The organism is Bacteroidota bacterium (assembly GCA_017303975.1).
In the GTDB taxonomy this organism is placed as follows: domain Bacteria; phylum Bacteroidota; class Bacteroidia; order JAFLBG01; family JAFLBG01; genus JAFLBG01.
This window is the reverse complement of the sequence record JAFLBG010000043.1, coordinates 17123-30370: the sequence shown is the minus strand read 5'-3', so window position 1 is coordinate 30370 and position 13248 is coordinate 17123. Positions and strand designations below refer to the sequence as shown.

General features: G+C 33.8%; 10 protein-coding genes. 6 read left to right on the top strand and 4 right to left on the bottom strand.

The window, feature by feature from the left end:
• From carB to pfkA, 3 genes are all read left to right on the top strand, one after another.
• Positions 1 to 1835 (top strand): carbamoyl-phosphate synthase large subunit (gene carB, locus J0M08_12510; GenBank protein MBN8703881.1); only part of this gene is annotated, 1835 nt, incomplete at its 5' end.
• A 115-nt stretch (positions 1836 to 1950) separates the two neighbouring features.
• Positions 1951 to 3096, top strand: a complete 1146-nt coding sequence (locus tag J0M08_12505; protein MBN8703880.1) for a class I SAM-dependent RNA methyltransferase — start codon at positions 1951 to 1953, stop codon at positions 3094 to 3096.
• Positions 3097 to 3119: 23 nt separating this feature from the next.
• Positions 3120 to 4097, top strand: a complete 978-nt coding sequence (gene pfkA / locus J0M08_12500; protein MBN8703879.1) for a 6-phosphofructokinase — start codon at positions 3120 to 3122, stop codon at positions 4095 to 4097.
• A gap of 3 nt (positions 4098 to 4100) precedes the next feature.
• On the opposite strand, the gene J0M08_12495 is transcribed toward pfkA, so the two are convergent.
• Genes J0M08_12495 through paaJ form a run of 4 tightly spaced genes read right to left on the bottom strand, consistent with a single transcriptional unit; the run spans position 4101 to position 6873 of the window.
• Positions 4101 to 4856 carry a ZIP family metal transporter gene (locus tag J0M08_12495; protein ID MBN8703878.1) on the bottom strand — a complete coding sequence of 252 codons (756 nt, stop codon included), beginning with the start codon at positions 4854 to 4856 and terminating at the stop codon, positions 4101 to 4103.
• Entirely contained in the window at positions 4857 to 5597 is a 741-nt protein-coding gene (locus tag J0M08_12490) for a class I SAM-dependent methyltransferase (GenBank protein ID MBN8703877.1), read from the bottom strand.
• A gap of 14 nt (positions 5598 to 5611) precedes the next feature.
• A complete protein-coding gene (gene mazG, locus J0M08_12485; protein MBN8703876.1) occupies positions 5612 to 6382 on the bottom strand; it encodes a nucleoside triphosphate pyrophosphohydrolase in 771 nt (256 codons plus the stop codon).
• 8 nt (positions 6383 to 6390) lie between these two features.
• Entirely contained in the window at positions 6391 to 6873 is a 483-nt protein-coding gene (paaJ, locus tag J0M08_12480) for a phenylacetate-CoA oxygenase subunit PaaJ (protein ID MBN8703875.1), read from the bottom strand.
• A 114-nt stretch (positions 6874 to 6987) separates the two neighbouring features.
• On the opposite strand from paaJ, the gene J0M08_12475 reads away from it, so the two are divergent.
• The 3 genes from J0M08_12475 to J0M08_12465 all read left to right on the top strand — a co-directional run bounded on the left by J0M08_12475 (position 6988) and on the right by J0M08_12465 (position 13050).
• Positions 6988 to 7626 (top strand): DUF1801 domain-containing protein, encoded by a 639-nt coding sequence (locus J0M08_12475; protein MBN8703874.1) that lies wholly within the window; start codon positions 6988 to 6990, stop codon positions 7624 to 7626.
• Positions 7627 to 8595: 969 nt separating this feature from the next.
• Positions 8596 to 10764, top strand: coding sequence for a thiol protease/hemagglutinin PrtT (locus tag J0M08_12470; GenBank protein ID MBN8703873.1), 2169 nt, complete (start codon positions 8596 to 8598; stop codon positions 10762 to 10764).
• Positions 10765 to 10986: 222 nt separating this feature from the next.
• The gene (locus J0M08_12465) at positions 10987 to 13050 is read left to right on the top strand and encodes a gliding motility-associated C-terminal domain-containing protein (protein MBN8703872.1); all 2064 of its coding nucleotides are present in this window, start codon (positions 10987 to 10989) and stop codon (positions 13048 to 13050) included.
• Positions 13051 to 13248 lie beyond the last annotated feature (198 nt).

The window sequence follows — 13248 nt, the reverse complement described above, 5'->3', positions numbered from 1 at the left end:
CTATTGGTTACAATTTAGATGAATTAGAAAATCAAATTACTAAAAGTACTTCGGCCTATTTTGAACCAACATTAGATTATGTTATTGTAAAAATTCCGCGATGGAATTTTGATAAATTTAAAGGCGCTAAGCGAGAATTAGGCTTTCAAATGAAATCGGTAGGAGAGGTAATGGGCATTGGGCGTAGCTTTCAAGAGGCGTTGCAAAAAGCGTGTCAATCACTAGAAATTAAAAGGAATGGGTTGGGGGCTGATGGCAAAGAATTGACTAATCAAGCAGAGTTGTTAAATAGTTTGGAGCATCCTAGTTGGAACAGATTGTTTCATATTTATGATGCTTTAAAATTAGGTATTTCAACCAAAACAGTTCAAAAGCTAACTCGAATAGACCCTTGGTTTTTGAATCAAATCGAAGATTTAATTTTATTTGAAAAAGAATTAGAAAAATATAGACTATCCACTATTACTAAAGAATTGCTTGTAGAAGCTAAGAAGAAGGGCTATGCAGATAGACAAATTGCTCATTTGCTCGGATGTTTAGAAAGTGAAGTTTATACAAAACGTAACGAACTAGGAATTAAACGTGTTTATAAGCTTGTTGATACTTGCGCAGCAGAGTTCGAAGCCCAAACACCTTATTATTATTCAACGTTTGAGGATGAAAATGAATCTATACGAACAGACAAAAAGAAAATTGTAGTGTTGGGCTCCGGGCCGAATAGAATTGGGCAAGGGATAGAGTTTGATTACAGTTGTGTGCATGGCGTGCTTGCCGCTAAGGAATGTGGTTACGAGACAATTATGATTAATTGTAATCCGGAAACAGTTTCTACCGATTTTAACGTGGCAGATAAGTTATACTTCGAACCAGTTTTTTGGGAACATATTTACGATATCATACAAAATGAAAAGCCGGAAGGTGTAATTGTGCAGTTGGGCGGACAAACAGCCCTTAAGTTGGCCGAAAAGCTTCATAGGTATGGTATTAAGATTATTGGTACAGATTATAAATCTTTGGATTTAGCGGAGGATAGAGGAAGCTTCTCCACATTGCTAAAGGAAAACAATATTCCATATCCAAAATTTGGAGTTATTGAGGATGCAGAACAAGCTGTAGGCTTATCAAAGGAGCTTGGTTTTCCTTTATTAGTGCGCCCTTCGTATGTGTTGGGTGGACAAAGTATGAAAATTGTAATCAATGAGCAGGAGTTAGAACAGCACGTTGTTAATCTGCTGAAAGATATTCCCGGAAATAAAGTGTTGTTAGATCATTTCTTAGAAGGCGCTATTGAAGCAGAAGCCGATGCTATTTGTGATGGCAAGGATGTATATATTTTGGGAATTATGGAACATATTGAGCCTGCCGGAATACATTCGGGAGATTCGTATGCAGTATTGCCTCCATTCGATTTAAGCGAGAATGTTATTAAACAGATAGAACAACATACAAAAACTATTGCACTTGCCTTAAATACAGTTGGTCTTATCAATATTCAGTTTGCTGTAAAAAACGAAATTGTATATATCATAGAAGCAAATCCACGTGCATCACGTACCGTACCTTTTATTGCCAAAGCCTACGATGAACCATATGTAAATTATGCCACAAAAATAATGTTGGGAGAGAAGAAAGTAAAAGACTTTACATTTAATCCTCGCAAAAAAGGATATGCGATTAAAATTCCTGTTTTTTCGTACGAAAAATTTCCGGAAGTAAATAAAGAATTAGGTCCTGAAATGAAATCGACCGGTGAAGCTATTTATTTTATTGATGATTTAACGGATGAATTCTTTCATACCATTTACTCCGAACGAAACTTGTATTTGAGTAAATAGCTATTTCTATTTGCTTACATTCATTTTTTATATGGCTGTAATTTAGATTTGTACTAAAATAAAAGCAAATTAACTACCAACAATAATGGAAAAGGAAAACAATGTAGAATATAAAATGGTTGCTAAAACCATGGTGGGCTTAGAGGATGTACTTGCCAAAGAACTAATGGTATTAGGAGCTAAAGATGTTCAGGCGCACAATAGAGCTGTGAGCTTTGTGGGAGATAAAGGCTTTATGTACAAGGCTAATTACGGCTTACGTACTGCCCTGTCAATATTAAAGCCAATTGCCAAATTTGAGGTGGAGACAGAAAAAGACCTATATTCGAAAATACAAGAGATAGATTGGACACAGATACTTACCGTAAAACAAACGTTTATGGTAAATACATCCTTGAATACAGAAGTATTTAATCACTCCTTGTATGTTTCTCAATTAGTAAAGGATGCAATTGTAGATCAGTTTAATGAGAAATTTAAAATTCGTCCGAGTATAGATTTAGAAAACCCTGATTTGGTAATTGATATACATATATCAAAAACTACCTGTAGTGTAAGCTTAAATAGTTCCGGAGTTTCTTTGTATAAAAGAGGCTACCGAAAAAATCAAACAGAAGCAATCTTAAATGAGGTGTTGGCTGCAGGTATTGTTATGTTGAGTGGTTGGGACAAACGATCTCCTTTGATTGATTTTATGTGTGGTTCGGGAACAATATTGATTGAAGCTGCATTGCTAGCAAATAATATTCCTCCGGGATATTTTAGAAAAAGCTTTTCTTTTATGAATTGGACAGACTTTGATGCTGAATTGTTTGAGCTAATTAAAGAGTCTGCCATTAAAAGAATTAAAGAAGAACAACAAAGTATGTTTGGGTACGATATTTTGAACGAAGCTATTGTAAAAGCTAAGGAAAATGCGGAATCTGCCATGGTTGACGACATCATGAAATTTACCAAAGCTGATTTTAGAACCATTGAGCCGGAAGTAAAACGAGGCGTAATAATCTTGAATCCTCCATATGGAGAGCGTATTCAGACAGAAGAAGATATTAACGTTTTTTATAAAGAAATTGGAAATACATTAAAGCAAAAATTCAAAGGTTTTGAAGCCTGGATATTTACCGGGAATGGCGATGCTGCAAAGAGTATAGGACTTCAAACATCTAGAAAGTTAAGATTATTCAATGGACCTATTGAATGTAGGTTGTTGAAGTATGAGATGTACGAAGGAAGTAGGAAGCTGAATAAAATTAAGAATTAAGAATTAGGAATTTAAAATTGAGAATGAAAAAGATACGTAAAATAGCTGTATTTACTTCGGGTGGAGATGCTCCCGGTATGAATGCGTGTATAAGAGCAGTTGTAAGAACTGCCTTGTATAACAAATTAGAAGTGGTTGGTATTCGTTATGGTTACGAAGGGATGATTGATGGTGATTTTATTTCGCTCAATGCAAAATCAGTATCTAATATTATTCAACGCGGAGGTACTATTCTAAAAACAGCTCGTAGCAAACGTTTTATGACTAAGGAGGGAATGCAACAAGCTTTTGCTCAGTTGAGAAAACATAAGGTTGATGCAATAGTAGCTATTGGCGGAGATGGCACGTTTAGTGGTGCAAAGGAGTTTCAGAAGTTATGCAAAATTCCTATAGTTGGTTGTCCGGGTACAATAGACAACGATTTGGTGGGTACAGATTATGCAATCGGGTACGATACTGCAATTAATACGGTGCTCGAAGCTGTTGACAAAATAAGAGATACTGCAGAATCACATAATAGACTATTTTTAGTAGAGGTAATGGGACGTGATGCAGGATTGATAGCGTTGAGAAGTGGTATTGGAGTGGGGGCAGAGGCCGTTATGGTTCCTGAAACTAAGAACGACATGAAAAACGTGTTTGCTCGTCTGCAAAAAAGTAGAGCCGATAAATCAAGTAAAATAATTGTAATTGCAGAAGGAGACGAGAATGGAGGAGCATATAAAGTAGCTGAAAAAATAAAAGAAAAATTTCCTCAATTTGATATGCGTGTCTCCATATTGGGTCATATGCAGCGCGGTGGTAGTCCAACGTGTATGGATAGGGTAAACGCCAGTAGAATGGGGTATTCTGCCGTGAATGCTTTGTTGAGCAATAAAAGCGGAGTTATGATTGGAATTATTAATAATAAGATTTCGTTTACCCCTTTTGCCAAAGCAGTGAAACACATTGAAGAGCCCAATAAAGAACTTACTAAAATGATGGAGATATTGTCTTTGTAATTATTATAACAACATACTCATAGCTGCCAGTGCGCCTAATACGATGGTTACAAATTTTATCAAATTAAATTTGTGGTTGTTACTAGCCTCAAATAAAATTGTGGTAGAAATGTGCAAGAATATACCAATTACCAGTCCCATTAACATGTTGGAGAAGAACGAAATGTTTTGAATCTGGTCTTTTAACACCTGAGCTGTGATAGTTCCTAGTGGGGTCATAATTGCAAAAACAAAAAGCCAAATAAAACTTTTAGTATTAGATAATCCACTTTTTAAAAGCATACTTGTTAAGGCAATTGAAATAGGAATGTTATGTAGTATTATTCCTATAAGCAAAGACTTTCCTACACCTGAGGAGCTGTGATGATGAGATATGTGTTCGGAGGCTTCATTTATAAAATTATTTGCCAGTGGCATCCCTTCTAAAAAAGAATGAATAGATAATGCAATCATCATGGTTAGCGGAAATGTATGTTCTTTGTGCGAATGTACATGTATGTGTCCATGTTCGATACCTTCTGAAAATAGCTCGATAAGTATTTGTAGAAAAAAGCCAATTAAAATAAATATTCCTGCAGGCAGGTTCATTGGCTGAGAGTAAACTTCCGGAACAAGAAAAAGTACACTTATTGAAAATAGATAAGCTCCACTAAAAGATAATAATAGTTTTAAAAATGTGTCATTGTATTTGAATAACAAAACAGAACTGCCACCTATTAAGATGGTAGATATTAACAATATGTAGGAAAGTGTGTCCAACTATTTTTTTTGCGCTAGTATAACTATTCTGTCTGAAGTACTTGCTTCAAAAGTATCTAAATTGTAATTGCCAAATACATCCACAATTGAAAACCCTGATTTAAGTATCAGTTCGCTCAAATAACTTTTTTTATAAATTCTAATTTTCTCTGCAAAATTAAATACTTTTTCCCTATCCCTTATTTTAATGAGTTTAAAAATAAAATCGTCCTCAATATATTTGTCAATAGAAAACTGAATAGAATCAATACTTTTTTCTTCTTTGATAGGTAAGCACCCAACTACTTTTTCGCAATTGAGGTAATCAATAACAAATAGCCCGTTTGGTTTTAAATTTTGGAAAACTGCTTCAATTACCTGACAATCTTCAGTAAGAGTTTCGAAATAACCAAAACTGGTAAAAAGATTGGTAACTAAATCAAATGAGTTTTTCTTAAATACATTGCGCATATCATGCACAAAAAAATGAAGATTGTGTTTCGCTAATTTTAAGGCATCAGAAATTGAATTTTCTGATAAGTCAATTCCGGTAACTTGGAATTCTTCTCGTTGAGACATTACCAATGCGTGTCTTCCTCTTCCACACGCCAAATCAAGTATTTGTGCATTTTGGGGAAGTTGTATGTGCGAAAGTAGTTTTAGTATAAACAATTCAGCTTCTGAATTATTTCTATTCTTATATAAAATAGGATAATAGGGCGAATCAAACCATTTAACAAACCAATCCTTTGAAATATTCATTATTCGCAAAAATACTAATTATTAATCTTTTTTGCTTTATTCCAATAATGTTCCATTTCGGAGAGCGACATGGTTTCTATGTTTTTTCCCTCTTTTTTTGATTCGGTTTCAATAAATTGAAATCGTTCAATAAATTTCTTATTGGTACGTTCTAACGCATCTTCCGGGTTAACATCAATAAATCTGGCATAGTTGACTAATGAGAACAAAACATCGCCAAATTCTTGTTCCATTTTTTCTTTGTTGTTTTGCGATTGTTCTTGTTTAAATTCGGCTAATTCTTCTTCTACTTTGTTCCAAACTTGATTTTTGTTCTCCCAGTCAAACCCTACGGCTTTGGCTTTATCTTGAATACGGGATGCTTTTACCAAGGCAGGTAATGACTTTGGAACACCTGATAATACAGATTTGTTCCCTTCTTTTAATTTTAACTTCTCCCAGTTTTCTTTTACTTCTTCTTCTGTGGTGGCTTTTACATCACCATAAATATGCGGATGTCTGCTAATTAGTTTTTCGCACAAGGAAGTAATTACAGACTCTATATCAAATGCTTTTTTTTCTGAGCCTATTTTAGCATAAAATACGATGTGTAAAAGGATGTCACCCAACTCTTTTTTTATGTTGTTCAAATCTGCGTCAAGTATAGCATCTGCAAGCTCATACGTTTCTTCAATAGTTAGGTGCCTTAGGCTTTCCATGGTTTGCTTTTGGTCCCACGGACATTTTTCTCTCAACTCATCCATGATTGTTAAAAGTCGGCTAAAAGCTTGAAGTCTTGAATCCATAGTATGTTTTATATGCACTTAAAATAATCAAATGGTTCTCTACAATCAAGGCATTTATACAATGCTTTGCAGGCGGTTGAACCAAATTGAGAAATCATTTCTACATTTTTTGAAGCACACTGCGGACAAGCAATAATTTTGGGTTTGCCTAGTAAAGCTCCTTTGTCTACAGTGCTGTGTGCAGGAGGCGCAATGCCATATTTTCTGAGCTTTTCTTTTGCGGCATCTGTTATCCAGTCTGTTGTCCAAGCAGGATGGTAAATCATTTCAATGTTTACCTTTGAGAAGCCGCTATCCTGAAGTTTTTTCTTTATATCTACCTCTATTTCTTTCATAGCAGGGCAGCCGGAATAGGTAGGAGTAATTTGAATGTTAACAGTACCGTCAACAAGCTCAATATTTCTAACTATTCCAAGCTCTTCAATAGTAATTACCGGAATTTCTGGGTCGGGAATTTCTGCTAGTATTTTTTTTATTTTTTCAATCATCATTGGCTTAACAAAGGTAGTAATATGTTGCTATTTATACGCGATTAAAGCTATCTAGAATTAAAGAGGTTATTCAAACATCTATTATATTTGCTTTGTTTTTGTTAGAATAAATGTATGAAGATTGCACCAAAGAATATTGATGAATATATTTCAACGTTTCCTGTATCAACTCAGGTTCATTTGAATAAAATAAGAACCCTTATTAAAAGAATTGTTCCGGAGGCAATAGAAAAGATGTCCTATGCAATGCCAACTTTTTACTTAGAAGGGAATTTGGTTCATTTTGCTGCTTACAAACATCATATAGGTTTTTATCCGGCTCCATCTGGTATTATTCAATTTCAAAAGGAAGTTTCTGTATACCCTTTTTCTAAAGGAGCTATTCAATTTCCTTTGGATAAACCTATACCGCTAAAGCTGATTGAAAAAATTGTAAAGTTTAGAGCTAAGGAAAATAAAGAGAAAGCATTAGAAAAAAGTAAAAGAACATGTAAGAAAGGACATACGTTTTACAAAAGTAGTAGTTGCCCTGTTTGTCCAATTTGCGAAAAATTAAAAATACCTCAACAAGGTTTCCTTAGTTTACTTGCAGCACCTGCACGTAGAGCTCTTGAAAATAAAGGAATTAAAACCTTGAAGTCGCTATCTACCTATTCTGAAAAAGAAATTTTACTTTTGCATGGAATGGGAAAAAGTACAATCCCTATACTCAAGAAAGTATTAAAAGACTCAAAACTTGGATTTAGAAAGTAGTTTAGCTTAATTCTAGCATTTCTTAAAAACTTTTATTCTCTAGTTTACATTTAAGCCACAATTTAACATTTACTAAATTTAATAAGTGCTCATTCGAATTATTTTCATTCAAAAGAGTTGTTAGTTGTGCAAGGTACTTATTCCACTTTATTTTTTCTTTGTTATCGTACTAGGGGTTGTTTAATAAAAACTTTACAAAGTCGAAAATAATACCAGCGTATAATGTTTCTTTATATTTTGTTGTGCGCAATAAGGCTCTCGAATAGGAGATAACAGCTTCGGAATCGTTTCGTTCAAAGAAAACTAAAATCTGTAAAAGTTTACATAGTAAAATCTCTTTGTTTGCAGCCGATTTATTGTCAAACGAAAAAACTTCATTTAGTAGTTTTACACATGTGGCATATTATGTAAGTATAAAGTTGAATACAAATAGGATAATTTGCCCATTAAAAATAACGAGAGATACCTGAGTTTTTATATTTTAACTAATTTTTGGGGGAATAAATTGAATATAAAAGCAGGCATTTTTTGTTACATAAAATCTATTTAATAGTTTGAATGCCAGATATTTGAATTTTCTAAGTCTGTTTTTTTAGAATAAAAGTGTGTAAAGTTTGTGTGGATGCAAGGATGGGGTATAGGTAACTTTGAATAATCGAAAACAAACAAACTAAAAACTGAAATATCAAAACAACAAGAAAATTAAGCTAAAGTGATATTAAAGTTGAATTTTTTGTAACTAATTCAACTCTTAGTGAAAAGAAGACCGCAGTAGAAAACACGGTTCTTTTATTACAAAGCTGGCTGTTTGTTTATTAAATAGGTTGGTGTATGCATTATAGCAATGTTATATTAATTATACCTATCAAAAACACATAATTAACCAAATTTTGTTACAACTTTTTTGTAGGTAAGGTTAAGTTTGAAATAATGCAATTATGATTCTTTAAAATAGTATAAAGCATTAAAATGAGAAATAGAGTTTTACTTTTTTTAGTACTTATAAATGTGTTTTGCGTAAGAGCAACAACGGTTTCTTTAGCAGATGCGCATTTGGTGGCTTATAATTATGCTGTTTCAAAGTCTGCTTATAAAAACACAACGGTAGAGCATAGAAAAACATTTAGTTTCATTACAAAAAATGGAGTTGAAAAACCGCTTTATTATATGTTTAATTTGAATAACAATGGTTTTGTGTTGGTTGCTGCCGATGACAATGTAAGTCCTATTTTAGGCTACTCTGATGAGGGGAGTATCGATACTGCGAATGTTCCTCCTGCTTTTCAAAGTTTGTTAAACGAGTATAGTGCTTCAATTAAATCAATCATAGAATCAAATACCGTAAACCAAAATGCACAAAATCAATGGTTGGCGAGTTTATCCGCTTCTCCGTCATACTTGTCTGTTCAATCAAGTGTTTTGCCATTATTAAAAACGAAATGGGGGCAGAGTGGAGAATATAACGCCTATTGTCCTCAAGGCACGTTAACAGGATGTGTTGCAACTGCCGTTGCTCAACTTCTAAATTACTGGAAATACCCATCTCAAGGTTTTGGACTCGTATCATATGCTAGACCAACAATGGGAACCATCTCAGCAAATATAGCTGCTACTAAGTACGATTGGAGTATTATGCCGAATAAGCTTTTATCAACCAGTTCTTCAACTCAAAAGGATGCTGTTGCTAAATTAATGTATCAATGTGGTGTAAGTGTTTACATGAAGTATGGATATGGTGTAAGTGTTGCTCCATCAGGGAATGTTGTAAAGGCTCTTAAAACAAATTTTGGATATTCATCTAACGTCAAAATAATTAAAGCCAATCAATACTTTCCATATACACAATGGGAGAATGCACTTAAAAACGAATTGTATGCAAACAGACCTGTTTATTTTTCCGGGTTTGAGGATTCAATTTCTGGACATGCCTTTATAGTAGACGGAATAGATAACACAGGACTTTTTCATATTAATTGGGGATGGGATGGCAATAGCAATGGGTATTTTTCAATTTCAAACCCTAATCCTGCAGGAGTTCCCAATGGATACAAGCTTTTTCAAACAGCCATAGTTGGTATTGAACCAAAAACAACTATTCCGAAGCAAACTTTAGATATTACATCTTTGGCTAGTTTTCCGTCTAATATAACTTTTGGGAGTAGTAAAACCTTTACTGTAAGTGTAAAAAATACCGGCACAAAAAAAATTAGCGGCAATTTTGCTATCGTACTTACCAATCAAAAAAATACGTTTGTTAAAACATTAGACACCGCAAAAAACATATCCATTAATCCTGGTGCAACACAAAAAATTGTTTTTGCATTTTCTCAAATAAGCGTGGTTCCTAGTGATTATAAATTGGGTGTATATTACTTGCAAATCGGAATGCCACAGTGGCAATTGGTAAATACTACGCTTTCTAGTTACCCTGTTAATTTTAAGGTCGTTCCGCAAACCAATGCTATTGTTATGAATTCGTTAATTAACGTAAATCCTTCTCCATTGTTACTTACTGGAGGCTGCACAGTAACTACAAAAGTTATTAATAAGGGTTCAGCAACTTTTTCGGGCTCTTTGTATGCCAGTATTTATAAGGTAAATGGCGATTGGGTAAACGATATTGATGTTAAAAGTGGAATTACTATTGCTCCAAATGCATCTATTCAATTAGTTTTTTCTAATTCAAGTAATACCAATCTTGTATATGGAACATTTTATATTGCAATTAGAGTTAAAACGGGAAGTGCAAAGCCTGTATTTGTAAAGAATACACTATTGTTTCCAACTAGTACATTAAAAAGTTTTGTTTTGCCAAATAATAATACAAACGGTAATAAGTTAGATAGCACCATACCGGAGAATTCATTTAATGATTTTCGATTCGATGCAAAAATATACCCTAATCCGGTTGTTGATTATTTAACTATTGATGTAACTGGAAACGATAACTCATTTTTAACCAATACACATATTAAAATAATTGATATAAAAGGGCAATTGGTAAAAGAGGAAGAGATGAATTCTTTAGAAAATACAATAAATATGGCTGATTTAAAGGATGGTGTTTATTTTCTGAACATTCAAAATGGTACTAGTATTGGGCAACAAAAGTTTATAAAGATATCATCTAGTAATTAAATAGCTTCTTAAATAAAACAAACTTTTGGGAATTTATTTGTAGTATAATTTAGTAAATTTTAAACACATTTTTTGTTGTCAATATTTTGTTTAGTTGGTTGATGTACAGGTGCTTTCCGTTGTGCTTTTTGTTCTCGGATTACAATAATTGAATAAACTTGGGTAGAATCTTATAACAAATACGGGTAAATTGCATTCATCCTCAAAAAATAAGATTTGCCTATGTATTATACTTACTCAAATGCACTTAAAACAATCAACGGAGCATTTATAAAAGTTGTTACTTGGGGGGTGTTGTTCTTTTCGTTGTTTACTAATACTATTTTTTCTCAGTGTAATGCATTTTGCGATAATCCAGGGTTTGAGAATAATACATTAAACAAATGGAATTTTTTACCCACCGATACTGTAAAGAATACTTACACGAATCACTTTATCGGTCCTCAGATTTCCATTCAAAATACAGGTTTTGATTCTGTGTTAGCTTTAGCGGGTCATTTTTTACCAACAGTTAACCCCTTAAATGGCGGCCAGCATAGCGTTATGATTGGAGACTCCTATGGATTGGACAATAATGGTAGTAAAATATCTTATAGTTTTATTGTAACTCCAGCATTGGCAAATTTTAAGTATTCTTATGCTGTAGTTATAAACGATGCAGGATTTGACCATACTCCTGCCGAGCAACCTTATTTTTCTACAAAAATTAAGGATCAAAATGGAGCCGTTTTACCCTGCGGTGGAGATTATAAAGTAGTGGGTGGGCCAAATATTCCGAATTTCATAAAGGCATTCGATAATTTTTCTCCCTACAATCAATATGGGTATCATTACTATCCATTAGGGTCTGTTACACATCCCAATGAACCTGTTTATTATCGGCCATGGACAGATGTGTATGTAGATTTATCCAATTACATCGGTCAATGTGTTACCGTTGAATACGAGGTCCATGACTGTACAAAAGGAGGGCATTTTGCATATGCTTATGTGGATATGTCTTGCAACAATTTTCCGACATTTGATTCAAGTCCGCTTTCGTGTACTACTCTTAATGGCTTTGCTAGCGCACCAATTGGAGCATTGGGCTATACTTGGTCTGGCGCAGGTATAGTTTCTGGTATAAATAATGATTCTATTATTGTAAATCTACCTGGAATATACACCGTAACAATGGACTTGGCCGGAGGTTGCCAAAAAACAGCTCAAGTTGTTGTTGCAAATGCTGCTGATTTTCCAGTAGCATCATTTCAAGCATCAGCTAGCACATGCGCAGGTTTACCTATTACACTTACCAATACAACGAATACCAACAATATTCCAAATCCTACTTGGCAATGGGATTTTGAAAATGACGGAACGGTGGATGATGTAACGTTTTCTCCAACAAATACGTATGCTACAGACGGAACGTATTCAGTTAAATTAACCGCTACAAATGGGTTATGTGAGCACGATACTATTGTTTCGATAATTGTAAATGAGCTTCCTGTAGTTGATTTTACTGCAAGTAATTTATCAGGCTGCGGTAGTGTTTGTACTAATTTTAATGCAACAGGGTTAATAAATGTTGGTACCATAACAAATTATAATTGGTTTTTTAGTGATGGCTCACAAAGCTCTGTTGAAGACCCTTCTAAGTGCTTTACTTCGGATGGTTTATTTTCGGTAACTGTTGTTGCCACATCCAACAAGGGTTGTACTGCATCAAATGCAAAACCCAATTTTATAGAAGTATATCCAACGCCTGTTGCTGATTTTGCTACGTTGCCAAGTAGTGCTGATATACTAAATCCTGAAATTGATTTTGTTAATCAATCATCCGGTGCAACAAATTATAGTTGGAGTTTTGGTGATGGAGATATCAGCACAAATGTTAATTCGCAGCATTACTACGATCAAAATAGCGATAACTCAATAACAAATTATTTTCCTCAATTGATTGCTGAAAATCAGTACGGATGTAAAGATACCGTTATTAAAAAAGTAGAAATTCGTCCCGTTTTTTCGTTGTATGTTCCTAATGCGTTTACACCCAATAACGATGGAATCAATGATATATTCCAATTAGAAGGAGTTGGAATTAGAGAGTTTGAGTTGCTGCTATTTAATAGATGGGGCGAGCAAATTTGGGCAACTACGGACTTTGCCAATCAATGGGATGGAAAATCGCAAAAACTGGATAAAACTCTTTCTCAAATTGATGTGTATGTGTGGAAAGCCAATGTTATAGATATTTTTGGAAGTAAACATATATTAAATGGACATGTAAGTTTGATTCGGTAGGTGAAGAATAATTTGTAGTAACATAAGTTTAACATATAATTTAATATTTCCGAATATATTTAAGTGTTTGGTTATCAAATTTATACGTGTTATTTTTTTTTCGTCAGAAACAAATAGATATAAGCGTTGGTACATAAAACAAAATAGAAAAATATTTATGGTGCGCTTTATACATTAAACAAAAGGATGCTCAAATCC

Coding starts and splice junctions, on each gene's coding strand:
- J0M08_12505 (MBN8703880.1), top strand. CDS start 1,951: ATGGTTGCTAAAACCATGGTGGGCTTAGAGGATGTACTTGCCAAAGAA.
- pfkA (MBN8703879.1), top strand. CDS start 3,120: ATGAAAAAGATACGTAAAATAGCTGTATTTACTTCGGGTGGAGATGCT.
- J0M08_12490 (MBN8703877.1), bottom strand. CDS start 5,597: ATGAATATTTCAAAGGATTGGTTTGTTAAATGGTTTGATTCGCCCTAT.
- mazG (MBN8703876.1), bottom strand. CDS start 6,382: ATGGATTCAAGACTTCAAGCTTTTAGCCGACTTTTAACAATCATGGAT.
- paaJ (MBN8703875.1), bottom strand. CDS start 6,873: ATGATGATTGAAAAAATAAAAAAAATACTAGCAGAAATTCCCGACCCA.
- J0M08_12475 (MBN8703874.1), top strand. CDS start 6,988: ATGAAGATTGCACCAAAGAATATTGATGAATATATTTCAACGTTTCCT.
- J0M08_12470 (MBN8703873.1), top strand. CDS start 8,596: ATGAGAAATAGAGTTTTACTTTTTTTAGTACTTATAAATGTGTTTTGC.
- J0M08_12465 (MBN8703872.1), top strand. CDS start 10,987: ATGTATTATACTTACTCAAATGCACTTAAAACAATCAACGGAGCATTT.